Origin of the sequence: Pseudomonas sp. NPDC089428, from assembly GCF_044749325.1 — a bacterium.
Classification (GTDB): domain Bacteria; phylum Pseudomonadota; class Gammaproteobacteria; order Pseudomonadales; family Pseudomonadaceae; genus Aquipseudomonas.
The window spans coordinates 38,348-61,797 of sequence record NZ_JBIVHT010000008.1 but is presented as its reverse complement, the minus strand read 5'-3'; the positions used below and the strand labels follow the sequence as shown (position 1 = coordinate 61,797).

The 23,450-nt window shown below is 63.2% G+C and carries 22 protein-coding genes; 11 read left to right on the top strand and 11 right to left on the bottom strand.

The window, feature by feature from the left end; genetic code table 11:
* Positions 1 to 20: 20 nt before the first annotated feature.
* The 3 genes from ACIPZ5_RS16570 to ACIPZ5_RS16560 all read right to left on the bottom strand — a co-directional run bounded on the left by ACIPZ5_RS16570 (position 21) and on the right by ACIPZ5_RS16560 (position 3,362).
* Positions 21 to 929: an alpha/beta fold hydrolase gene (locus ACIPZ5_RS16570; RefSeq protein ID WP_400809717.1), complete on the bottom strand. Its 909-nt coding sequence runs from the start codon at positions 927 to 929 to the stop codon at positions 21 to 23.
* Between the two features lie 124 nt (positions 930 to 1,053).
* Positions 1,054 to 2,265 carry an enoyl-ACP reductase FabV gene (gene fabV / locus ACIPZ5_RS16565; RefSeq protein WP_261941557.1) on the bottom strand — a complete coding sequence of 404 codons (1,212 nt, stop codon included), beginning with the start codon at positions 2,263 to 2,265 and terminating at the stop codon, positions 1,054 to 1,056.
* A gap of 236 nt (positions 2,266 to 2,501) precedes the next feature.
* Positions 2,502 to 3,362, bottom strand: coding sequence for a LysR substrate-binding domain-containing protein (locus ACIPZ5_RS16560; RefSeq protein ID WP_400809714.1), 861 nt, complete (start codon positions 3,360 to 3,362; stop codon positions 2,502 to 2,504).
* A 135-nt stretch (positions 3,363 to 3,497) separates the two neighbouring features.
* Here ACIPZ5_RS16560 and ACIPZ5_RS16555 point away from each other — a divergent pair, with 135 nt between their 5' ends.
* From ACIPZ5_RS16555 to ACIPZ5_RS16535, 5 genes are all read left to right on the top strand, one after another.
* A complete protein-coding gene (locus ACIPZ5_RS16555; RefSeq protein WP_261941559.1) occupies positions 3,498 to 4,538 on the top strand; it encodes an agmatine/peptidylarginine deiminase in 1,041 nt (346 codons plus the stop codon).
* The gene (gene aguB / locus ACIPZ5_RS16550) at positions 4,535 to 5,431 is read left to right on the top strand and encodes an N-carbamoylputrescine amidase (protein WP_400809712.1); all 897 of its coding nucleotides are present in this window, start codon (positions 4,535 to 4,537) and stop codon (positions 5,429 to 5,431) included. The genes ACIPZ5_RS16555 and aguB overlap by 4 nt, the downstream gene beginning before the upstream one ends.
* A gap of 2 nt (positions 5,432 to 5,433) precedes the next feature.
* Complete coding sequence (locus tag ACIPZ5_RS16545) at positions 5,434 to 6,519, top strand: extracellular solute-binding protein (RefSeq protein ID WP_261941561.1); 1,086 nt, start codon at positions 5,434 to 5,436, stop codon at positions 6,517 to 6,519.
* Between the two features lie 3 nt (positions 6,520 to 6,522).
* Positions 6,523 to 7,632 carry an agmatine/peptidylarginine deiminase gene (locus tag ACIPZ5_RS16540; protein WP_400809710.1) on the top strand — a complete coding sequence of 370 codons (1,110 nt, stop codon included), beginning with the start codon at positions 6,523 to 6,525 and terminating at the stop codon, positions 7,630 to 7,632.
* Positions 7,633 to 7,785: 153 nt separating this feature from the next.
* Positions 7,786 to 8,964, top strand: coding sequence for an acetyl-CoA C-acetyltransferase (locus ACIPZ5_RS16535; protein ID WP_400809708.1), 1,179 nt, complete (start codon positions 7,786 to 7,788; stop codon positions 8,962 to 8,964).
* A 22-nt stretch (positions 8,965 to 8,986) separates the two neighbouring features.
* On the opposite strand, the gene ACIPZ5_RS16530 is transcribed toward ACIPZ5_RS16535, so the two are convergent.
* Positions 8,987 to 9,829 (bottom strand): 5-methyltetrahydropteroyltriglutamate--homocysteine methyltransferase, encoded by an 843-nt coding sequence (locus ACIPZ5_RS16530; RefSeq protein WP_400809706.1) that lies wholly within the window; start codon positions 9,827 to 9,829, stop codon positions 8,987 to 8,989.
* A gap of 227 nt (positions 9,830 to 10,056) precedes the next feature.
* On the opposite strand from ACIPZ5_RS16530, the gene ACIPZ5_RS16525 reads away from it, so the two are divergent.
* Positions 10,057 to 11,544 (top strand): methylenetetrahydrofolate reductase C-terminal domain-containing protein, encoded by a 1,488-nt coding sequence (locus ACIPZ5_RS16525; protein ID WP_400809704.1) that lies wholly within the window; start codon positions 10,057 to 10,059, stop codon positions 11,542 to 11,544.
* Here ACIPZ5_RS16525 and yjiA read toward each other — a convergent pair.
* The 3 genes from yjiA to ACIPZ5_RS16510 all read right to left on the bottom strand — a co-directional run bounded on the left by yjiA (position 11,504) and on the right by ACIPZ5_RS16510 (position 14,911).
* Positions 11,504 to 12,481 (bottom strand): GTPase, encoded by a 978-nt coding sequence (yjiA, locus tag ACIPZ5_RS16520; RefSeq protein WP_261941565.1) that lies wholly within the window; start codon positions 12,479 to 12,481, stop codon positions 11,504 to 11,506. The genes ACIPZ5_RS16525 and yjiA overlap by 41 nt on opposite strands.
* Before the next feature lie 152 nt (positions 12,482 to 12,633).
* Positions 12,634 to 12,831, bottom strand: coding sequence for a YbdD/YjiX family protein (locus tag ACIPZ5_RS16515; RefSeq protein WP_085674977.1), 198 nt, complete (start codon positions 12,829 to 12,831; stop codon positions 12,634 to 12,636).
* Positions 12,832 to 12,844: 13 nt separating this feature from the next.
* Positions 12,845 to 14,911, bottom strand: coding sequence for a carbon starvation CstA family protein (locus ACIPZ5_RS16510; RefSeq protein WP_400809702.1), 2,067 nt, complete (start codon positions 14,909 to 14,911; stop codon positions 12,845 to 12,847).
* Positions 14,912 to 15,128: 217 nt separating this feature from the next.
* Between ACIPZ5_RS16510 and ACIPZ5_RS16505 the strand changes: the two genes are divergently transcribed.
* Both ACIPZ5_RS16505 and ACIPZ5_RS16500 read left to right on the top strand, forming a co-directional pair.
* Positions 15,129 to 15,491 (top strand): PilZ domain-containing protein, encoded by a 363-nt coding sequence (locus ACIPZ5_RS16505; RefSeq protein WP_400809700.1) that lies wholly within the window; start codon positions 15,129 to 15,131, stop codon positions 15,489 to 15,491.
* 263 nt (positions 15,492 to 15,754) lie between these two features.
* Positions 15,755 to 17,272 carry a nucleobase:cation symporter-2 family protein gene (locus tag ACIPZ5_RS16500; RefSeq protein ID WP_313713378.1) on the top strand — a complete coding sequence of 506 codons (1,518 nt, stop codon included), beginning with the start codon at positions 15,755 to 15,757 and terminating at the stop codon, positions 17,270 to 17,272.
* Between the two features lie 60 nt (positions 17,273 to 17,332).
* Here the strand turns inward: ACIPZ5_RS16500 and radA are convergent, their stop codons facing one another.
* Positions 17,333 to 18,700, bottom strand: coding sequence for a DNA repair protein RadA (gene radA, locus ACIPZ5_RS16495; RefSeq protein WP_400809698.1), 1,368 nt, complete (start codon positions 18,698 to 18,700; stop codon positions 17,333 to 17,335).
* 176 nt (positions 18,701 to 18,876) lie between these two features.
* Here radA and mscL point away from each other — a divergent pair, with 176 nt between their 5' ends.
* Positions 18,877 to 19,296, top strand: coding sequence for a large-conductance mechanosensitive channel protein MscL (mscL, locus tag ACIPZ5_RS16490; protein ID WP_261941568.1), 420 nt, complete (start codon positions 18,877 to 18,879; stop codon positions 19,294 to 19,296).
* Positions 19,297 to 19,328: 32 nt separating this feature from the next.
* Here mscL and ACIPZ5_RS16485 read toward each other — a convergent pair whose 3' ends face one another.
* Positions 19,329 to 20,105 (bottom strand): ferredoxin--NADP reductase, encoded by a 777-nt coding sequence (locus tag ACIPZ5_RS16485; protein WP_400809696.1) that lies wholly within the window; start codon positions 20,103 to 20,105, stop codon positions 19,329 to 19,331.
* 212 nt (positions 20,106 to 20,317) lie between these two features.
* On the opposite strand from ACIPZ5_RS16485, the gene ACIPZ5_RS16480 reads away from it, so the two are divergent.
* On the top strand, positions 20,318 to 21,028 hold the full coding sequence (locus ACIPZ5_RS16480; RefSeq protein WP_400809694.1) for an autoinducer binding domain-containing protein: 711 nt from the start codon (positions 20,318 to 20,320) through the stop codon (positions 21,026 to 21,028).
* 93 nt (positions 21,029 to 21,121) lie between these two features.
* Positions 21,122 to 22,246, top strand: coding sequence for a methyltransferase (locus tag ACIPZ5_RS16475; protein WP_400809692.1), 1,125 nt, complete (start codon positions 21,122 to 21,124; stop codon positions 22,244 to 22,246).
* Positions 22,247 to 22,276: 30 nt separating this feature from the next.
* Here the strand turns inward: ACIPZ5_RS16475 and ACIPZ5_RS16470 are convergent, their stop codons facing one another.
* Together ACIPZ5_RS16470 and cydB are read right to left on the bottom strand one after the other, a co-directional pair.
* Positions 22,277 to 22,432: a DUF2474 domain-containing protein gene (locus ACIPZ5_RS16470; RefSeq protein ID WP_060508707.1), complete on the bottom strand. Its 156-nt coding sequence runs from the start codon at positions 22,430 to 22,432 to the stop codon at positions 22,277 to 22,279.
* 9 nt (positions 22,433 to 22,441) lie between these two features.
* Positions 22,442 to 23,449 carry a cytochrome d ubiquinol oxidase subunit II gene (cydB, locus tag ACIPZ5_RS16465; protein ID WP_261941572.1) on the bottom strand — a complete coding sequence of 336 codons (1,008 nt, stop codon included), beginning with the start codon at positions 23,447 to 23,449 and terminating at the stop codon, positions 22,442 to 22,444.
* Position 23,450 lies beyond the last annotated feature (1 nt).

Below are 23,450 nucleotides of genomic sequence, written 5' to 3'. Positions count from 1 at the left end.
TGCGAAGCAGCCCCAGTTTTTCAACGGACAGTCGTCCCCGGCACTCCGTCTGCCAGCACGCCCTCCTGCAACCACTGCAACGCAATCGGCCACAGGCTTTCGCGAAACCGGTCGTGGAAGAATGCGAAATGCCCAATCTCATCGACCGAGATATCCACAGGCGCAATACGCAAATGCAGCCGCTGCGCCGCTGGCAGGTACCCCAACAACCGCTCGGTCGCGGCCACCGTGCCGAACGGATCGTCCGTCAGGCTGATGGCCAAGGTCGCAGCCCGTACCTGGGTGAAAGGCTGCGCAGCCAGGCCGCGCGCGCTCGGGCGCTGTTCATAGCGCGGCGTGCGCGTGGTCCAGTCATGCACTACACCAGCCGGGGTATCTTCCAGCCAACCCAGGCGTTTGCCGGGGAAGTAGCCGAAGGCGCGGGTCAGCAGTGGCATCACCACATGCCACTTGCCAAACAACCGCCAGCGCTGATCGGCGGCATAGTCGCGCCAGTAGGCGAACTGCGCGCCGACCATCACCACCCGCCGCACCTGCCCGGCCGAGGGTGCCAGGCCCACGGCGCAGCCACCGAAACTGTGGCCCACCACGTCCACCGGCTGACCGGGGAAATGCACGGCGGCGTGCGCCAGCATGGCTTCGAAATCCAGCCGGCCCCAATCGCTCCATGAAGCCTGAAAGCCGCGCAGCGAGTGCGGGCGCGATTCGCCGATACCGCGATAATCGTAGGTCAGTACATCGCAACCTTGGGCGAACAGATAGTCGGCAAAGCGCGAGTAGTAGCGGCAGCGGACCGAAGTGGCCGCATTGATGATCACCAGCGGGCGCCGGGGGTCGGCTTGGGCGTGACGCCAGCAGAAGCCGCCGAGGCTGTAGCCGTCGGTTGTGGCCTGGCGAAAGGCGGTGGCGGGTTGGGTGAGGCTGCTCATGGCGCGCTTCCTGTTGTTGTGCGCCAAAACTAGCAAAAATTTTCCGGGCTGTACCGGCCCTATCGCGGGCAAGTCGGAGCGGCGGTTCGGCGCCCCGACTTGCCCGCGAAGAGACCTGCAGAGATTACAGCTCGATGCAGTCGAACTTCACATCGGTCGCCACGTCTTCGTCGTAGTTGACGTCAGCACGCTCGAAGCCGAACAGGTTGAGGAACTGCTTCTTGTAACCGGCGTAGTCGGTCAGCTCGAACAGGTTCTCGGTGGTCACTTGTGGCCACATGGCCTTGCACGCGTCCTGTACGTCGTCGCGCAGTTCCCAGTCGTCCAGGCGCAGGCGGGCTTTTTCGTCCACTTCGGCCGGGGCGCCATCGGCGCGGTACATGCGATCGCGGAACATGCGGTCCAGTTGGTCCTGGGTGCCTTCGTGAACGCCTTTTTCCTGCATGATCTTGAAGACCATCGACAGGTACAGCGGCATCACCGGGATGGCCGAGCTGGCCTGGGTGACCACCGACTTCAGCACCGCCACGTTGGCGCCGCCCTTCACTTCACCGGCCAGTTTCTTGTCCAGGCGCAGCGCGGTTTCGTCCAGGTCCTGCTTGGCCTGGCCCAGGGCGCCGTGCCAGTAGATCGGCCAGGTGATCTCGGTGCCGATGTAGCTGAAGGCCACGGTGCGTGCGCCTTCGGCCAGCACGTCGGCGCCAGCCAGGGCATCGATCCACAGCTGCCAGTCCTGGCCGCCCATGACGGTGACGGTGTCCTGGATTTCCTGCTCGGTGGCCGGCTCGATGCTGGCCTCGATGATGGTGTCTTTGTTGGTGTCGATGGCGGTCGACTTGTACGGCTGGCCGATCGGCTTCAGCGCGGAACGCACCAGTTCACCGGTCTGCGGCAGCTTGCGCACCGGCGAAGCCAGCGAGTAGATGACCAGGTCGACCTTGCCGCCCATTTCGTTCTTGATCAGTTCGATGACCTTGGCGCGGGCTTCGTCGGAGAAGGCATCACCATTGATCGACTTGCTGTACAGGCCCTCGGCCTTGGCGAACTTGTCGAAGGCAGCAGCGTTGTACCAGCCAGCGGTACCGGCCTTGGTCTCGGTACCAGGCTTTTCGAAGAACACGCCCAGGGTGTCGGCCTTGAAGCCGAAGGCGGCAGTAATGCGGGCTGCCAGGCCGTAGCCGCTGGAGGCGCCGATGACCAGGACCTTCTTCGGGCCATCCTCGCGCACGCCCAGCTTGCGGGTGGCTTCGATCTGGTCACGGACGTTGAGCTCGCAGCCCTTCGGGTGAGTCGTGGTGCAGATGAAACCGCGAACCTTAGGATGAATGATGGCCAATGTCTGTACCTCGTCAGGTTTATGCCGGGGAAGCGCCACTGGGGCGATTCCGATTGATCAGAGGGTGAGACTACCCCCGCAGGTTATCCGACACATATTAAGGGCTGAGCCCAGGGATTCAAAACCGGAGTTCACCTGCTCCGGCCTCTTCGCGGGCAAGCCCGCTCCCACAAGGACCGCGCAAATCCTCAATGCTGCACAGTACCTGGACTGGCCTGCAAAAAGGTTGGACAGTCCTATTCTGCAGCCAAAGCCCCTTTCAACCACTCCAGAAACTGCCGGGCCAGCGGATCATCCTGGCTGTCCCGGTGCACCAGGCAGGCCCAGGCCGGCCCCCGCACCCGCTGTGAAGACAGGGCCTGCAGGCGCCCCTCGCCCACCGCCCGCTGCGCCAGCAACTGGCTGACCAGGGCAACACCCAGCCCTTCGCTTGCGGCATCCAGCAGCAGCCCAGGGTCGGAAAAATTCAGCCCCTTGCCCTGTTGCCCCACATCCTCGCCGCCTTCCAGCTGCCAATGGCTCCAGTCCATTTCGCGCTCGCCATGCAAGGTGGTGCGCTGTTGCTCAGGTGCGTGCAGCAACGAAGGGTGGCAGGCGGGGTAAAGCGTGTCCTGGTGCAGTACGGTAAAGCTGCACTCGGCCTGGGCACTGAGGTCGTCACGAATGGCCAGGTCGATGGTTTCGCTGGCCATGTCCGGGACCTCGAAGCTGGTGAACAACCACAGATCGACATGCGGGCAGCGCTCATGGAAATCGGACAGGCGCGGCAGCAACCAGTGCCGGGCGAACGCCGGGCTGGTGTTGACCACCAGTTGATTCGGCTTGCGGTACTGGTCCAGGCGACGAATGCCGACTGCCAGGTGCTGCAGCAACGACTGCGTGGTGCTGAGCAGGTCATGCCCGGCATCGGTCAGGCTGACGCTGCGGCCACTGCGGTGGAACAGTGGCTGTTCCAGGTAGGTTTCCAGGCTGCGGACCTGCTGGCTGATCGCCGACTGGGTGAGGTTCAGGGCCTCGGCGGCCTTGTGGAAGCTGCCAAGCCGTGCGGCGGCTTCAAAGCCCCTGAGGGCATTGAGCGGTGGCCAGTGTTTGAGCATGATCGATAAGCCCTGCTAATCAGATATCGACTAAATCTATCGTTTGTCGTCACCCCTTCATAGCCATAGCATGGACACCAACACCCGCGACGGCGGGCTTCGTTGATAAAAATCCTTAATAGATCGGAGTTCACTATGCACCTGTCCCTCGACAGCGGCTGGCGTATGCCTGCCGAATGGGCCCGCCACGCGGCAACCTGGATGGTCTGGCCACACAACCAGGCGCTGTGGGAAAGCGGCTGGGGCGTCAGCCTGGCCGATGTGCAGCGCGATTATGCTCGCGTGGCAGCCGCCATCGCTCGCTTCGAGCCGGTGAAGATGGTCGTCGATCCATCTGCCCTGCACAGTGCCCGCGCCCTGTGCGGCGCCAACATCGAACTGATCGAGCTGGCCGTGGACGACAGCTGGTGCCGAGACAGTGGCCCGAGCTTCATCTGCCACCCACAGCACGGCCTGGCCGGGCTCAGCTGGCGCTTCAATGCCTGGGGCGGTAAATCGCAACACAGCCAGGACCGCAGCCTCGGCCGTCGCATCCTCGACCACCTGGGCCTGGGCGGTTTCAGCACCCCGTTGTGCAACGAAGGCGGCGCGATTCATGTCGATGGCGAAGGCACGCTGATCACCACCGAATCGGTGCTGCTCAACCCCAACCGCAACCCGGGTATCGACAAGGCAGACTTCGAAGCCTGCTTCGCCCGCCATCTGGGCATCAGCAAGACCATCTGGCTGCCCGGCGACCCGCAGTACGTCACGGGCGACATGACCGACGGCCATGTCGACGGCGTGTGCGCCTTCGCCCGACCAGGTGTGCTGCTGGTCGATGCCACCCACGAGCATGGCTCGGTATACGCTGAAGTGGTCCGCGAGAACCGCCGCGCGCTGGAGCTCGCCACCGACGCCCAAGGTCGGCACTTCGAGCTGCTCGACCTGTTCGAGGCCAGCGCCGCCGTCGATCAGGACGCTGAAGTGTTCTGCGCGTCCTACACCAACTTCTACATCGCCAACGGCGCGATCATCATGCCGGCCTACGGCATCGCCGCCGACCAGGACGCCGCCGAACAACTTGCTCATGCCTTCCCGGGCCGCGAAATCGTGCCGGTGCGCATCGATGCCATCGCCCACGGCGGCGGCGGCATCCACTGCATCACCCAGCAGCAGCCGCAGGTGCAAGCATGAGCCTGATGCGTATCGCCACCACCCAGATGCCCTGCAGCTGGAACCTGCCCGACAACCTGGACCGCGCCGAGCAACTGGTCCGCCAGGCCGCCGCCGATGGCGCAGAGGTGATCCTGCTGCAAGAGCTGTTCGCCACGCCCTACTTCTGCATCGAGCAGGACCACAGGCACCAGGCGCTGGCCGAACCTTACCCGAACAGCCCGATCCTCCAACGTTTCGCCGCCCTGGCCGGTGAGCTGGGCGTGGTGCTGCCGCTGAGCTGGTACGAACGGGCCGGCAATGCCTTCTTCAACTCGCTGACCGTGGCCGATGCCGACGGCCAGTTGTTAGGGGTGTACCGCAAGACCCATATCCCCAACGCCATCGGCTACCAGGAGAAGGAGTACTTCAGCCCCGGCGACACCGGCTTCAAGGTCTGGGACACCGCCTTTGGCCGCCTGGGCATCGGCATCTGCTGGGACCAGTGGTTCCCCGAAACGGCCCGCTGCCTGGCGCTGATGGGCGCCGAGGTGCTGTTGTTCCCCACCGCCATCGGCTCCGAGCCCGGCTGCGCCGAGCTGGACTCGCGCGACCATTGGCAGGTCGCCATGCGCGGTCATGCCGCCGCCAACCTGTTGCCCGTGGTGGCGGCCAACCGCGTCGGTGTGGAAGTGGCCGATAGCGATGAATCACTGCGCATGCGCTTCTACGGCTCATCGTTCATCTGCGACCACAAGGGCGCCCTGCTCGCCGAAGCCGACCGCGACAGCAGCGGCATCTGGCTGCACGACCTGGACCTGGCACGCATGCGCGAAGACCGCTTGAGCTGGGGCATCTACCGCGACCGCCGCCCGGAAATGTACGCCCCGCTGCTGACCCTGGACGGCAAGCACCCACACAATTCGAGGGCCTGAGCATGAAACGCCACGTTATCGCTGCACTGGCCCTGGCCATCTGCGCCAGCCAGGCCCAGGCCGACCAGCCCACCCTGCGCTTGTACAACTGGGCCGATTACTTCGCCGAGGACACCCTCAGGCAGTTCACCGCCGAAACCGGTATCCAGGTGATCTATGACGTGATGGACGGCAGCGAAGTACTCGAAGCCAAGCTTATGTCCGGGCGCAGTGGCTACGACCTGGTGTTCCCCGGTGACACCGTGGCTGAACGGCTGATGCGTGCCGGCAGCCTGCAGCCACTCGACCCCAGCCGCCTGGAGGCACTCGACGATGTCGAACCCGGCCTGCGCAGGCTGCACGCGCAATACCCCAAGGCCAGCCAGGCGACTGTGCCCTACACCTGGGGCACCATCGGCCTGACCGCGAATGCCGAGAAAGTCCGCCAGCGCATGCCCGATGCGCAACTGGACAACCTCGACCTGCTGTTCAAACCGGAGCTGGCGGCCAAGTTCGCCGATTGCGGCATCTCGATCATCGACTCGCCTGACGAAGTGCTGGCCGTGGTGCTCAATTATCTGGGCCGCGAACCGCGCAGCGCCAAGCGTGAAGACCTGGCCGCCGCCAGCGAGCTGCTGAAGGCGGTGCGCCCGTACATCCGCAAGTTCCAGTCGCAACCGGTGACCGAGCTGGTCAACGAGAACCTGTGCCTGTCGCTGGGCTACAGCGGCGACGTGATCCAGGCCCAGCGCGCCGCCGACTCTGCAGGCAAGCACCTCGATTTCCAGTACCGGGTACCGCGCCAGGGCACCACGGTATGGATGGACACCATGGCCATCCCGGCCGATGCCCAGCATCCGGAATACGCCTATCGTTTCATCAACTTCGTCATGCGCCCGGCAAACATGGCCGCCATCAGCAACTTCACCGGCTACCCCACGGCCAGCGCCAAGGCGCGCCAGGCCGTGGACCCGCGCATGCGCGACAACCCCGACATCTACCTCGACGAAGCCACCTACGCCCGGCTGATCCCGGGCCGCGACATTCCACAGGCCGACATGCGTGCACGCATGCGTGTGTGGACCCGCTTCAAGACTGCACAGGACTAAGCCATGCCCAGCCGTAGAACCTTCCTGCAACTGTCACTGGTCACAGGCCTGGGTGCCGGCCTTGGCCTGCCGCTGGGCCTGGCCCGTGCCGAGGAGCCCGGGCGCTGGTTCATGCCCGACGAAGGCGAACCGCAGCAGCGCGCGTTCATTGCCTTTGGTGCCCAGAAGGCCATCTGGGAAGACTTCACCGCCGACGTGCAAGCCGCCCTGGGGCGTATCGCCCAGGCCATCGCCCGCTACCAGCCAGTGACTGTCTTCTGCCGGCCCAGCGAACGCGAACTGGCCGAGCGGCACTGCGCCAGCCACAACAGCCAGTTCGTCGAATGCAACCTGGATGACATCTGGATGCGCGACATCGGCGCCAACTTCGTCGTCGACGATGACGGCGCCCTCGCTGCGCTCGACTTCAACTTCAACGGCTGGGGCAACAAGCAACGCCACCGCAACGACGCGCAGCTGGCCAAGCGCGTTGCCACCCTGGCAGGCGCCCGCTACCAGCGCAGCGAGCTGGTGGGCGAAGGCGGTGCCATCGAGGTGGACGGCCATGGCACCGGCATCATGACCGAGAGCAGCTGGATCAATGGCAACCGCAACCCGGGCTGGAGCAAGGCCGACGTCGAGGCCGAGCTCAAGGCACGCCTGGGCTTGAGCAAGATCATCTGGCTGCCGGGAATCGCCGGGGAAGACATCACAGACGGGCATGTGGATTTCTATGCCCGCTTCGTACGCCCGGGGGTGGTGATCGCCAACCTGGACAACGACCCGGACTCCTACGATCACGCGGTGACCCGCAAGCACCTGGCGATACTCAAGCAAGCCACCGATGCCGAAGGCAGGCGATTGCAGGTGCATGTGGTATCACCGCCCATGCAGGGGCGGCGCAACAGTTTCAGCCAGGGCAACAACGACTTCGCAGCAGGTTATATCAACTACTTCGTGATCAACGGCGCGATCATCGCACCGCAGTTCGGTGATGCGCAGGCCGATGAAAAGGCGCGGGCGTTGTTGGCCGTGTTGTACCCGGGGCGGGATATCGTGCAATTGGATATCGATGCGATTGCGGCCGGGGGTGGGGGGATTCATTGCGTCACCCACCATTGCCCGGCTGTGTGAAGGCCGCCAGGTGCATGTCGACAGAAGTTCGGCATGCACCTGGCAGCCCATTGATTTGCTTTTCACATCAATCACAAAGAAAAACAAACTTAACAAATCAACCAAACCCGCCGATGCTGGCAGCACTATGCCCATTGCCCGGAGAACAACAACATGAACGACGTGGTCATCGTCGCCGCAACCCGTACCGCCATCGGCAGCTTCCAGGGAGCCCTGGCCAACGTGCCTGCCGTGGACCTGGGTGCAGCGGTGATCAAACAGCTGCTGGAACAGACCCAGCTGGACCCGGCCCTGGTCGATGAAGTGATCCTCGGCCAGGTGCTCACCGCCGGTGCCGGGCAGAACCCGGCGCGCCAGGCTGCGATCAAGGCTGGCCTGCCCTACAGCGTACCGGCGCTGACCCTGAACAAGGTCTGCGGCTCGGGCCTGAAGGCCCTGCACCTGGCGGCCCAGGCGATCCGCTGCGGTGACGCCGAGGTGGTGATCGCCGGTGGCCAGGAGAACATGAGCCTGGCCCCGTACGTGATGCCTTCGGCACGTACCGGCCAGCGCATGGGCCATGGCCAGTTGATCGACAGCATGATCAGCGACGGCCTGTGGGATGCCTTCAACGACTACCACATGGGCATCACCGCCGAGAACCTGGTGGACAAGTACGGCCTCAGCCGCGAGCAACAGGACGCCTTCGCCGCCGAGTCGCAGCGCAAGGCCGTTGCGGCGATCGAAGCAGGCCGCTTCAAGGACGAGATCACTCCGATCGTGATGCCACAGAAAAAAGGCGAGCCGAAAGTCTTCGACCGTGATGAACAACCGCGCCCGGACACCACCGCCGAATCGCTGGCCAAACTGCGCCCGGCGTTCAAGAAAGACGGCAGCGTCACCGCCGGCAACGCCTCCAGCCTCAACGACGGCGCCGCCGCAGTGCTGCTGATGAGCGCCAGCAAGGCCCACGCCCTGGGGCTGCCGGTGCTGGCGAAGATTGCCAGTTATGCCAGCGCGGGGGTGGACCCGGCAATCATGGGCATCGGCCCGGTGTCGGCGACCCAGCGCTGCCTGGACAAGGCCGGCTGGCAGCTGGCTGACCTTGACCTGATCGAAGCCAACGAAGCCTTTGCCGCACAGGCACTGGCAGTGGGCAAGGCGCTGGAATGGGATGCCAGCAAGGTCAACGTCAATGGCGGCGCGATTGCCCTGGGGCATCCGATTGGCGCTTCCGGCTGCCGGGTGCTGGTGACCTTGCTGCACGAAATGATCAAGCGTGATGCCAGGAAGGGGCTGGCCACCTTGTGCATCGGTGGTGGCCAGGGTGTCGCACTGGCGATCGAGCGCTGATCGGCTGCTGCTTGCGCAAGCATCAGGCAGTGGCGCGCAACTCGCAGGCAGCAGCGTCATTGATGGCCCTGGCCAGCAGCGCAACTTCCTGACATTTCTGCACGGCCTGGTCCACCGGGCTGTGCAGCAAAGAGCAGGAAGTCGCCACCCACAGCCGCTCACCCAGGCGGTCGTGAGCATCGCGCAGCAGGTCCAGGGTCTTTTCCAGGTTGCAAGGTGAGGCGTTGCGACCGTCGACCAGGCCGAGCGACAGCACCTTGTAAGCCGGTAGACGATCGAGCATGGTCGAGTATTGGTCGGGGGCCTGCACCAAGTCGATGTGCAGGCCATCGACCGGCAGGTTGACGGCCAGGCCGAGGTTGCCTTCCAGGGCACCGGAACAGGTGGCGATCAGCTTCTTCAGCGGCGCACGCTGAAGGATGTTGTAGACGCGCTCGTAGGCGTTTTTCCAGTCCTGCGGCAGTTCCTGGGCCAGGATCGGCTCATCGATCTGTACCCATTCGACCCCCAGGGCAGCCAAACGGTTGAGGGCCTGGTCATACACCGGCAGCAAGCGTTCCAGCGCCAGTTCGTCGAGGTCACCCTCGGGGTTCTTGATCAGCCACAGGCAGGTCAACGGGCCGATCACCACTGGTTTGACCGCATGGCCCAGCGCCTTGGCTTCTATCACCTCTTCGAACAGTTGTTCCCAGGCCTGGGCAAACGGCTGGTCATCAGTGCTGAGCGGCGACACCTGGTCGTACCCGGCAAAATCGCCGACTGGCAGCAGCTCGATGCCGGCGTCTTTCTGCACTTGCCAATGGCGGGCACGCAGCTCGCGGTCGCGGCCGAAACGGGGGAACCCCAGGTTGTGTGCCAGTGCCATGTCTTGTCCCTCAGAGTTCCGAAAAAGTACCGAAATGAATGAGGGCATTTTCCGGTCAGCGATTTGCTGAGACAAACTCATTAAATTTGAGATGAACTCAAGAATTGCTCATGATGCCGGTGAAACTGAATGTCTTGATCAGAGCAGCACCCTACGTATTCAGACATGAGCCCAACCGACAACCTGGCGCACAATGCCAACCTGAATACTCCAGGTGCCCTCGAGCCATGAGCCTGCTGAAAGCCGCGCTGCGCGAAAAACACTTCGTCTGCGTCATGGAATTCGTCCCCAAGCCCTCGGCGGAACGCTTCGCCGCGATGGAGGCGATCATGGCCCGCGGGCACTTGTGCGGCTGGCCCATGACCGTCGCCATCGGCGACCGCGTGGGCAGCCCGCTGGACATGTCGCCACTGGACGCCCTGGCCTCTTTCAGCACCCCGCTGCCGGCCTTGCCGCACTTCTCCGGCAAGGATCGCGAGCGCCATCAACTTCTGGCTCAATTGCAGCGCATGGATGCCGCCGGCCTCGACCAGTTGCTGCTGCTGACCGGCGACCGCCTGCCCGGCCACCAGCCCGGTGAACGCCCGGTGCGCTACCTGGAGTCGGTCGCGGCCTTGCTGATTGCGCGCCAGGCTTGCCCGCACTGGTTGCTCGGTGCGGCACTGAACCCGTTCAAGTACCACGAGGAAGAAGGCGGCGCACAATACTTCAAGGCGGAGAAAAAGCTCGCCGCCGGTGCCGACTTCCTCACCCTGCAACTGGGCTTCGATGCCAGCAAGCACCAGGAAGCCATGCGCTGGATGCAGCGCCAGGCTTCACCCAAACCGATGCTGGCCTGCCTGATGAGCCTGACCCACGGCCGCGCGACGATGCTCGAGCACGTGGCGGGGGTAACGGTGTCGCCCTCGATGCGCGACATGCTCGAAGCCGAAAGCAAGGTGTCCAAGGCCTTTGCCTTGGCGCGCAGCGTCGACCGCCTGGCCTTGCAGATCATCGGTGTAAAGCTGATGGGTTACGCGGGGGTGCACCTGTCGGGTATTCACGAGCTCAAGCAGCTGCTGGCGCTGGAGCAACGCTTGCAGCACTGGCAGACGCAGATCCACTCACTGGAACAATGGGCGCCCGCCTGGGCCGATAGCTGGCAAATGCCAGGCCTGCCCATCGTTGCGTTCCATCCGCCGCAGGGCAACTGGCGCCAGGGCGAATCGAGCGTCAGTGCCTCGAGCAAGGAAAAAATCCGCTACCACGTGTTGCACACCGCCCATTCGCTGCTGTTCAGCCGTACCAACTGGCTCAGCAAGGCGTTCGGTTGGGCCGTGCGCCAACCACTCTGGGCAACACCACGTGGGGCCGGTGTACTGCATGGGCTGGAACGGCTGGTAAAACGCCCACTGGTTGGCTGCGACACCTGCGGCCGCTGCCGTCTGGAAGATACCCTCTACACCTGCCCGGAAACCTGCCCCAAAGGCCTGGCCAACGGCCCTTGCGGTGGCACCGCGCTCAACCGCTGCGAGTTTGGCGACCGCGAATGCATCCACAGCGTCAAATACCGCACCGCCAAGGCCGTGCGGCAAACCGCCGTGCTCAGCGAGCAACTGATCCCGTGCATCGACGTCGAAACACGCCACCGCAGCTCATGGCCACAGTGGTTCGAGGCCCAGCCGCCGCGCCGGCTCAGCCCGCAGCCAGCGCCTCGAACCCAGCCCGAATCTTAGCTTCGGGCAGTTCATCGGCGATGAACACCATCACGCTCTCGCGGTTCTCATCTGCTGCCCATTCGGCATCCCAGTCGAAGCCGTAGAGCTTGAGTACGCCCTGGAACACCAGGCGACGGTCCTCGCCGGCAATATTCAGTACGCCCTTGTAGCGCAGCAACTGCTTGCCGTGGGCCTCCAGCAGCTCGTTCATGAAATCGCTGAGGCGGTCGATGTCCAGTGCGGTTTCGGTGCGCAGCACCAAGGTTGAAATCCGATCAGGGGTAGCTGGTTTGAGCAGCGGACGCAGGCTCGGCTTGAGGTTGGCGCCCAGGTCCGGGTTCAGGTTGAAACCGCGCACATCGAGCAGCTCGGCCAGGTCGATACGGCCATGCTCGACCACCCTGATGGCCGCCCGCCCATTGATTCGCGCCAGGCGCTCGCGCAAGGCCTCCACCGCGGCCGGCTCGACCAGGTCGGTCTTGCTCAGCAGCAGGCGATCGGCAAAACCGACCTGGGCCTGGGCAATGGTCTGGGTCAGGTGTACCTCGGCGTGGGCAGCATCGACCAGGGTGATGATGCCGTCGAGGATGTAGCGATCACGCAATTCTTCGTCGACGAAGAAGGTCTGCGCAACAGGCGCCGGGTCGGCCAGGCCGGTGCATTCGATCACCAGGCGGTCGAAGGCGATCTCGCCGGCGTCCAGGCGTTCGAGCAGCAGGTACAGGGCTCGGGTCAGGTCGCCATGGATGCTGCAGCACACGCAGCCGTTGGCCAGGGTCATGACCTGTACCGGCTCGTCGCCAAGCAGCTGGCTGTCGATACCGGCCTCGCTGAATTCGTTCTCGATCACGGCGATCTTCAGCCCATGCTCAGCCTTGAGCATGTGCTTGAGCAGGGTGGTCTTGCCTGCACCGAGGAAGCCGGTGAGGACAGTAACGGGAATTGGCGTCTGCACGCAGAACATCTCCTGCACAGTAGAAAAAGAAAGGCCGCAATCCTGCAGGAGCGGCCTTGTGTCGCGAAAAGGGCCGCACAGCGGCCCCAGGTTCCAGCTTCGCAGCAGATATTGCCGGGGCCGCTCCTACCTGAACCGCGCCGGCATTGGATTCAACAGCACTTGGGCCCGGACTTGCCGCCGTAACGTGCTTCCTGGCGTTCGCGGAAGAACGCCTCGTACGTCATCACCGGCTTGTCCGGGTGCTTGGTCTGCATGTGCTCGACATAGTTGTCGTAGTCGGGCATGCCGACCATCAGGCGGGCTGCCTGCCCCAGGTATTTACCCAGTCGACCCAGGTCGTTGAACATCGCTGCAGTCCTCTCAAGCGTCAGGCAGGGCCTGGAACGGGGTTTCCTTGTCGGTGCGCTCTTTGCGGCCGAGGGCGGCGTAGCCGACCTTGAGGGCGAAGAACAGCACACTGAACACCACCAGCAGGAACAGAATGGTCAGGCCGGCGTTGGTGTAGGCGTTGAAGATCACGTGCTGCATCTGCCCGATGTCCTTGGCCGGGGCCAGAACCTGGCCGGCGTCCAGCGCAGTGCTGTACTTCTTGGCCAGGGCCAGGAAGCCGACGGCCGGGTTCGGGTCGAACAGCTTGATCAGACCTGCCGCGGTGGTGCAGATCAGCAGCCAGGCCGCTGGCAGCAGGGTGACCCAGATGTAGCGCTCGCGCTTCATCTTGATCAGCACCACGGTGCCGAGCATCAGGGCGATACCGGCCAGCATCTGGTTGGAGATACCGAACAGCGGCCACAGGGTGTTGATACCGCCCAGCGGGTCGATCACGCCCTGGTACAGCAGGTAGCCCCAGAGCGCCACGCAACCGGCGGTACCGATCAGGTTGGCAGTCCACGACTCGGTGCGCTTGAGGGCTGGTACGAAGCTGCCCAGCAGGTCCTGCAGCATGAAACGACCGGCACGGGTACCGGCGTCCACGGCGGTGAGGATGAACAGCGCCTCGAACAGGATCGCGAAGTGGTACCAGAAGGCCATGGTGTTTTCACCCGGCAGCACCTGGTGCAGGATCTGCGCGATACCCACCGCCAGCGTCGGTGCACCACCGGCACGGGCGAGCACGGTGTGCTCGCCGATGTCGCGGGCCACCGCTTCGAGCTGCTCAGGGGTGATCATGAAGCCCCAGCTGCTGACCGTTTGCGCAACCGAAGCAACGTCGGTACCGACCACGGCGGCGGGGCTGTTCATGGCGAAGTACACGCCCGGCTCGATCACCGAGGCGGCAACCATGGCCATGATGGCGACGAACGATTCCATCAGCATGCCGCCGTAGCCGATGTAGCGGGCGTTGGCTTCGTTGTCCAGCAGCTTCGGCGTGGTCCCCGAGGAGATCAACGCGTGGAAGCCCGACACCGCGCCGCAGGCGATGGTGATGAACAGGAACGGGAACAGGGTGCCCTTCCACACCGGGCCGGTGCCGTCGGTGAACTGGGTCAGTGCCGGCATTTTCAGCTCGGGCATGGTCACCAGGATGCCGATGGCCAGGGCGATGATGGTGCCGATCTTGAGGAAGGTCGACAGGTAGTCACGCGGCGCCAGTACCAGCCATACCGGCAGCACGGCAGCGACGAAACCATAACCCACCAGCATCCAGGTGATCTGCACGCCCGTGAAGGTGAACGCCGGGCCCCAGACTGGATCAGCAGCAATCTGGCCCCCCAGCCAGATCGAGGCCAGCAGCAGGACCACACCCACCACCGAGATCTCGCCGATACGGCCCGGGCGGATGTAGCGCATGTAGATGCCCATGAACATCGCGATCGGGATGGTCGCCATCACCGTGAACATGCCCCAGGGGCTCTCGGCCAGGGCCTTGACCACGATCAGCGCCAGCACCGCAAGGATGATGATCATGATCAGGAAGCAACCGAACAGGGCGATGGTGCCGGGAATACGGCCCATCTCCTCGCGAACCATGTCGCCCAGCGAGCGGCCGTTGCGGCGGGTGGACAGGAACAGGACCATGAAGTCCTGCACTGCACCGGCCAGCACCACGCCGGCTATGAGCCACAGCGTACCAGGCAGGTAGCCCATCTGTGCGGCGAGTACCGGGCCAACCAAGGGGCCGGCGCCAGCGATGGCGGCGAAGTGGTGACCGAAGAGGATGTGCTTGTTGGTCGGAACATAGTCCAGACCGTCGTTGTTGAGCACCGCAGGGGTGGCTCGGCGAGGGTCAAGTTGCATCACCTTGGTGGCGATGAACAGGCTGTAGTAACGGTAGGCGACCAGGTAGATGGCCACCGCGGCGACCACGATCCACAAGGCATTGATCGCCTCGCCGCGACGCAGGGCGACGACACCCAGCGCGCAGGCCCCTATGACCGCCAGCGCCAGCCACGGGATGTGGCGTAGCAGGCTGTTATTGTTGTTCATGGCATGCTTCCAGCTAAGTGGTTGGAATAGACAGCCCCTTGAGTCTAGGGCTTGCTTGGCAGCTTTACCATATCGAATTGCGATCACCGCCAGGCCGCCAGCAGGCACGCTAGAGCGGCATGGGCATCGTTTCCGGCAAGTCGCCTCTCGTCGCCCTCTACCCGGCAGAAATGCCCATGACTGGTCTATAGTCAGTGCAACTGACGAGGGGCCTGCCATGACCACTTCTGCCGACGACCGCCGCCGTTTCCAGCGCATCGATTTCGACGCCCCTACCGAACTGCGCCAGGGCAATTGCCGCTGGCCGGTAAAGCTGCTGGACTTGTCGCTCAAGGGCCTGCTGATCGAACGCCCCCCTTGGGACGCTGACCTGACCCAGGATTTCGATGCGATCATCCACCTCGACAGCAATGTCCGTGTGCAGATGCAGGTGGAACTGCGACACGAAGAAGACACGCGCCTAGGTTTCATCTGCCTCTATATCGACGTCGAATCGATGATTCACTTGCACCGTCTTGTGGAACTGAACGTGGCCGACAGCACCGAAATGATGCGTGAGCTGCGCGAACTGATCGAATAATGGAATCTCTTAGCTAGCTAACAGCACCCCCACCGATTGTTTCTTGTCTACCCAGACAGCTTTCTGCCTGGGTATTGGCGCTTTGTACACACCCCTCTAGCACCGTCTCTGACGACTTGGTACGCGATCTGCATTAGCGTCTTGCACACATTGCAAGGCCAACTGTCTGCGCTCCGATCAAAATATTGTATACAATTTATGTAGCAATCATTTGTAGGAAATGTCTACAGTAGTGCCACAACAATAAACAGAGAGCCTGCTCCATGACTACGTCCCCTAGCACGTCTCCCGCCAAGCGCCCCGAGGATGAAAACCTCGGGCTTGGTGCCAACCTGGCCTATGGTCTGCAGCATGTGCTGACCATGTACGGCGGGATCGTCGCGGTACCCCTGATCCTGGGCCAGGCAGCCGGCCTCACCGGTGCCGAGATCGGCATGCTGATCGCCGCTTCGCTGTTTGCCGGTGGCCTGGCAACCTTGCTGCAGACGCTGGGCATCCCGTTCTTCGGTTGCCAGCTGCCGCTGGTGCAGGGCGTATCGTTCGCCGGCGTCGCGACCATGGGCGCGATCCTCAGTAGCGAGGGTGGTGGTGGCCTGCCGGGCGTGCTCGGTGCGGTCATGGCGGCTTCGCTGATCGGTTTGCTGATCACCCCGGTGTTCTCGCGCATCACCAAGTTCTTCCCACCACTGGTGACCGGCATCGTCATCACCACCATCGGCCTGACCCTGATGCCGGTCGCCGCGCGCTGGGTGATGGGCGGCAACAGTGCCTCGCCGGAATTCGGCAGCGTGGCCAACATCAGCCTGGCCGCCCTGACCTTCGCCATCGTACTGGTGCTGAGCAAGCTCGGTAGTGCCACCATCTCGCGCCTGTCGATCCTGCTGGCCATGGTGGTCGGCACGCTGATCGCCTGGGCACTGGGCATGACCGACTTCAGCAAGGTCGGCCAGGGCCCGATGTTTGCCTTCCCCACCCCGTTCCACTTCGGCATGCCGGAATTCCACATCGCCGCGATCCTGTCGATGTGCATCGTGATCATGGTGACCCTGGTGGAAACCTCGGCCGACATCCTCGCCGTAGGTGAGATCATCGACACCAAGGTCGATTCCAAGCGCCTGGGCAACGGCCTGCGGGCCGACATGGCATCGAGCATCCTGGCGCCGATCTTCGGCTCGTTCACCCAGAGCGCCTTCGCCCAGAACGTCGGCCTGGTAGCCGTGACCGGGGTCAAGAGCCGCTATGTGGTGGCCACAGGTGGTGTGATCCTGGTAGTGCTCGGCCTGCTGCCGGTGATGGGCCGGGTGATTGCCGCCGTGCCGACCCCTGTACTGGGTGGCGCAGGCATCGTGCTGTTCGGCACCGTGGCCGCCAGCGGTATCCGCACCCTGTCGAAGGTCAACTACAAGAACAACGTCAACCTGATCATCGTCGCCGCCTCGCTGGGCTTCGGCATGATCCCGATCGCCGCGCCGACCTTCTATCACCAGTTCCCGAACTGGTTCGAGACCATCTTCCACTCGGGCATCAGCTCGGCGGCCATCATGGCCATCTTGCTGAACCTGCTGTTCAACCACTTCAAGACGGGCAACTCGGAGAACCAGTCGGTATTCGCCGCAGCCTACGAACGCACCATCCAGTACTCGGACATCTCCTGCCTGCGCGATGGTGACTACTTCAAGGATGGCAAGTTGTTCGATGCCGAAGGCACCGAAGTGCCGGTGATGGAGTTGGACGAGCACGGCAACCAGGCGCCCAGGCGCAGTGCAGTTGCCGAACATTGACCGCTGACTGAGCGGTGAGGTGGGGGGAGCCGATGCGCATCGTCGGCTCCCCTTTTTCATTTATTCGAACAAGGCATCCAGAGCCTGCTCCAACCGGGTCACCGCTATCACCTGCAACCCCGCTGGCGGCTCCTTCGGCGCATTGCCCTTGGGCACGATGGCGCGCTTGAAGCCATGCTTGGCCGCCTCTTTCAGGCGCTCCTGGCCACTGGGCACAGGCCGCACCTCGCCCGACAAGCCGATCTCGCCAAACACCAGCAACCCATGGGCCAACGGCCGGTTGCGCAGACTGGACATCACTGCCGCCAACAACGCCAGGTCCGAGGCCGTTTCCAGCACCTTAACCCCACCGACCACGTTGAGGAACACGTCCTGGTCATGGGTGGGAATGCCACCATGCCGGTGCAACACGGCCAGCAACATGGCCAGGCGGTTCTGGTCCAAGCCCAGGGTAACCCGCCGTGGGTTGGCCAGATGGCTGTCATCGACCAGCGCCTGCACCTCGACCAGCATCGGCCTGGTGCCTTCCCAAGTGGCCATGACCACACTCCCCGGCACGTCTTCCTGGGTGCGGTTGAGGAAGATCGCCGATGGGTTGGACACCTCTTTCAGGCCACGATCGGTCATGCCGAACACGCCCAGTTCGTTGACCGCGCCGAAGCGGTTCTTCACAGCCCGCAACAGCCGCAGGCGGCCGTCGGATTCGCCCTCGAAGTACAGCACGGTGTCGACCATGTGCTCCAGCACCCGCGGCCCGGCCAACGAGCCTTCCTTGGTGACGTGGCCGACCAGGAAGATCGCCGTGCCACTCTGCTTGGCATAACGCACCAGCAGGGCCGTGCTCTCACGCACCTGGGCCACGCCACCAGGGGCGGACTGCAACTGCTCGGTAAAGATGGTCTGGATCGAGTCGATCACCATGACTCTGGGCTTTTCCACCCGCGCGGTGGCGATGATGGTTTCGATGCAGGTCTCGGTCATCACCTTTAGCTGGTCCTGGGGCAGGCCCAGGCGCCGCGAGCGCATGGCCACTTGCTGCTGCGACTCTTCACCAGTGACATACAACGCCGGCAGGCCCACGGCGATGTTGCACAGTGTCTGCAGCAGGATGGTCGACTTGCCAATGCCCGGGTCACCGCCGATCAGCACCACCGAGCCATCGACCAGGCCACCGCCGAGCACGCGATCGAGTTCGGTACTGCTGGTGGTGAAACGCGGGATCTCTTCGACGCTGACTTCGGCAAGGGTCTTGATCTGCGCCTGTTGCCCGGTCCAGCCTGCGCGGCCGCTGGGGGCCGCCGCGCCACCGCTTTCGATCATGGTTTCGACCAGGGTGTTCCAGGCCCCGCAGTCGGCGCACTGGCCGGCCCACTTGGGGAAGGTCGCGCCACACTCGGTGCAGCCATACAAACGCTTGGCCTTGGCCATGGGCAGGGTCTCCTGGAAAAAACCGCCATGATAGCCGAGGGCGACGTGTCTCGAACGCGTCGAGATGCGACAAAACTATTCGTTCTAACCGCAGTCCCTACCCCTGAAGCCAACGCATGAAGCGTTCAAGTGGCTTACACTGCGTTTACCTCACCATTTGTTACAAGGAATCAAACATGGGCATGCTCAGTGAGTTCAAGGCCTTCGCGGTCAAAGGTAATGTCGTCGACATGGCGGTCGGTATCATCATCGGCGCGGCCTTCGGCAAGATCGTCTCCTCGTTCGTCGGGGACGTGGTCATGCCACCACTGGGGCTGCTGATCGGCGGCGTCGACTTCAGCGACCTGGCCATCACCCTGAAGGCTGCCGAAGGTGATGTACCGGCCGTGGTGCTGGCCTACGGCAAGTTCATCCAGACCGTGATCGACTTCATCATCGTCGCCTTCGCCATCTTCATGGGTGTGAAAGCGATCAACAAGCTCAAGCGCGAAGAAGCCGTGGCACCGACCACACCGCCCGTGCCGACACCGCAGGAAACCTTGCTGACCGAGATCCGCGACCTGCTCAAGGCGCAGAACCAGAACCGCTTGCCCTGAAGCAGCTGGGGCCGCAGCGCGGCCCCTTTGCATCACCAGTAGTTTTCCACCGCCACCTGTCCCGGCCGCTTGCTCAGGCTCAGCTGCAGGTCACGGGCCTTGAGCACCTTGCGTGTCTCGTCGATCATCTGCGGGTTGCCGCAGAGCATGATTCGCGAATGCTCGGGCGACAGTTGCAGCCCCGCCGCTTTTTCCAGCTCGCCATTCTCGATCAGCGTAGTGATGCGCGCACCCAACGCCCCTGGATGCTGCTCACGGGTCACCACTGGAATGAACTGCAGCTTGCCAGCGAATTCAGCCAGATAATCACGCTGCTCCAAGCCGGCAATGTCGTCAACATACGCCAACTCTTTCGACTCTCGGACCGAATACACCAGCTTGATGTTGTCGAAGCGCTCCCAGGCTTCAAAGTCCTGCAGAATCGACATGAAGGGCGCAATGCCGGTCCCGGTGGCCAGCAGCCACAGGTCGCGGCCGCCGACAAAGCGGTCGAGGGTCAGGTAGCCGAACGCCTGACGGTCGATCAACAAGGTATCGCCCACGCCCAGGCGGCTCAGTTCGCTGGTGAACTCCCCTCCCGGTACCACGATTGAGAAAAAATCGAGGTATTCGTCATGGGGGGCGCTGACCATCGAATAGGCGCGCCAGACCACGCTGCCATCGGCCTTGGTCACGCCCAGCCGGGCAAACTGGCCGGCCCGAAAGCGAAACCCTGGATCGCGCGTAACCCGCAGGCTGAACAGGTTCGGCGTCAGCGGCTGAACGTCGAGCAGGGTCTGACGGGTAAATTTGTCGGCGCTGGCGGTCATGTCGGGCTCCAAAGATGGCGTGCGCCCAGTGTCGCGCAAAGCAGGCAGGATAAAAACCGCTGGAGTGTAGGGACACATCACGGCGATCACACCAACGGAACATGAAAACCTGATTGCTATAACAAAAAATCCCAACATAACACTCAGTCTTTTCCTACAATCTCCCCCGTGTGCAAACGGATTGGATCCCGGAAACCGAAGGAGCGTGAGAGATGCTTCAATGGAACCATGAGCATCTACATAAGCTGATCAGCGAAAGCACCCCGCAAAAGGCGTTCGATCTAGCAGTGCATCTGGCACAGGACCTGGGCATGGAATTTCTCGGGTTGAAGATTCGCATTCAGCTCGCTGCCCAATCTCCCCGCCTGTACCTGTACAGCAACTACCCAGTTGAGTGGATCGAGCGCTACCAGCGCGACGAATTTTATAAACAAGACGCGGCTGCGACCCGGAGCCATTCCTCGACCATGCCGGTGCTATGGACCGACGACCTGTACCGCGAAGTGCCCCATTACCGCGAACAAGCCTGTGCACATGGCCTGCGCCATGGCTGGACGCAATCCCTGCATGACCTTCAGCACAACGAAAGCCAGGTCAGTGTGTGTCGGCCACTGGGCGAAGTGAACATCCCCGAGCTTTATGACAAGGCTGGCAAGGTGCAGTGGTTGTGCCACAGCCTGCACGCGATCATCAGTGAACATCATCTGGCCAAGCTCAGTGTGCCGCTGAAGATGAGTGACCGCGAAATCGAAGTACTCAAGTGGTCGGCAGCCGGCAAGACCGCAGCCGATGTGGCCTGCATCCTGTCGCTGTCGCAAAGCACGGTGAACTTTCATATCCGCAGCGTGATCACCAAGACCAACGCCGCCAACAAGGCCGGTGCCGTCGCCATCGCCATGATGCGCGGCCTGATCGAGCAGTAGCCAGGCCTGCGGCCTCGGGCAAAGCCCTGTAGAATCGCCCAGCAAAGCTTGCGGCGATCCGCCGTGGGCAGATCCGTACCCGAGCCAGACGCCATGCCCCTGTTGACCACCCCCTACGCCGAACTCGACCTGATCCGCCAGCCGGACCAGGCCAACGACCCGCTGCAGGCCTTCGATGCCGCCGATGAATACCTGCTCGAGCAACTGCACGCGCAAGGCTTGCAAGCCGGCAGCCGCGTGCTGGTGCTCAACGACAGCTTCGGTGCCCTGGCCGCCAGCCTGGCCGGGCACCTGCAGGTGGTCAGCAGCGGCGATTCGCACCTGGCGCGCATGGCCCTGGAGAAGAATCTTGTACGCAATGGCAAGGCCTTCGACAGTGTGCCCTTCGTGCCGGCCAGCGAACATTGGCAAGGCCCGTTCGACCGCGTGCTGGTACGCGTGCCCAAGACCCTGGCACTGCTTGAAGAACAACTGATCCGCCTGCAAGGTCACCTGGCACCCGGCGCCCAGGTGATTGCAGGTGCCATGATCAAGCACCTGCCACGCGCAGCGGGCGACCTGATGGAGAAGTACATCGGCCCGGTACAAGCCTCGCTGGCACAGAAAAAGGCGCGCTTGCTGACTGCCACGGTCGCCGACCGGCCGGCCGCAAAGTCGCCCTACCCGACCCGCTACCTGCTCGACGCGCCGGCACTGGAACTGCTCAACCATGCCAACGTGTTCTGCCGCGAGGGCCTGGATATCGGCACCCGTGCGTTCCTGCCCCACTTGCCGCGCAACCTGGGCAACGCCCGCGTCGCCGACCTGGGCTGCGGCAACGGCGTACTGGCCATTGCCAGTGCGCTGGCCAACCCGGACGCACACTTCACCCTGGTCGACGAGTCGTACATGGCGGTGCAGTCGGCGCAGGAGAACTGGCAGGCTGCCCTGGGTGAGCGGCCAGTGGTGGTGATGCCGGGGGATGGCCTGGCCGGGGTGGAAAAACAGTCGCTGGATGTGGTGCTGTGCAACCCGCCGTTCCACCAGCAGCAAGTGGTGGGTGACTTCCTCGCCTGGCGCATGTTCCAGCAGGCGCGCGAGGCGCTGGTGGTGGGCGGCGCACTGTATATCGTCGGCAACCGCCACCTGGGCTACCACAGCAAACTGGCGCGGTTGTTCCGTGGCGTGGAGCAGGTAGCGGCAACGCCGAAGTTCGTGATCCTCAAGGCCCGCAAATAAAGAAAGGGGGCGCCAGGCGCCCCCTTTCTCTCAATGCGTGGTCAGGCCTGCGGCGCCCATGAACAACCTCATCACCCAGGCCGCCACGCCCAGGGCTGCCACGCTCATTGCCCAGATCAGCACCAGCCAGCCCAGCCGCTGCCACAGCGGTTTCTTGTCTTCCAGGCCATGTTTACCGGTCATCATGCGGCCCTCCTAGTGATAGCCGTCTTCATGGGTCACCTTGCCGCGGAACACGTAGTAGCTCCAGAAGGTATACATGAGGATGAACGGCAGGATGAACAACGTGCCCACCAGCATGAAGCCCTGGCTCTGCGGCGGCGCTGCGGCATCCCAGATCGAGATCGACGGCGGGATGATGTTCGGCCACAGGCTGATGCCCAGCCCGCTGTAACCCAGGAAGATCAGCACCAGGGTGAGCAGGAATGGCGTGTAGTGTGCATTACGCGCCACCGCCTTGAGCAGGCCATAGAAGGTCACCAGCACCAACAGCGGCACCGGCATGAACCAGAACAGGTTGGGCATGCTGAACCAGCGGTCGGCAATCTGTGGATAAGCGATCGGGGTCCACAGGCTGACGATGCCGATCACTGCCAGCAGTACCAGCGCCAGCGGCCGGGCGAGGTCGTGCATCTTCAATTGCAGGTCGCCCTCGGTCTTCATGATCAGCCAGGTACAGCCCAGCAGGGTGTATGCGACGATCAGGCCCAGGCCGCAGAACAGGCTGAACGGTGTCAGCCAGTCGAGGGTGCCACCGGCGAAGTGCCGGTCGACCACCTTGAAGCCTTCGAGGAAGGCCCCCAGCGCCACACCCTGGAAGAACGTGGCGACCAGCGAGCCACCGATGAACGCCTTGTCCCACAGATGGCGCTTGTCGGCCGTGGCCTTGAAGCGGAACTCGAAGGCCACGCCCCGGAAGATCAGGCCGATCAGCATCAGGATCAGTGGCAGGTACAGCGCCTCGAGCACCACGGCGTAGGCCATCGGGAATGCCCCGAACAGCCCGGCGCCGCCCAGTACCAGCCAGGTTTCGTTGCCGTCCCACACGGGAGCGACGGTATTCATCATCACATCGCGGTCACGCTCGCCCTTGACGAAGGGGAAGAGCATGCCGATACCCAGGTCGAAACCATCCATCACCACATACATCATGACGCCGAAGATGATGATCACGGCCCAGATCAGCGGAAGGTCGATACCCATG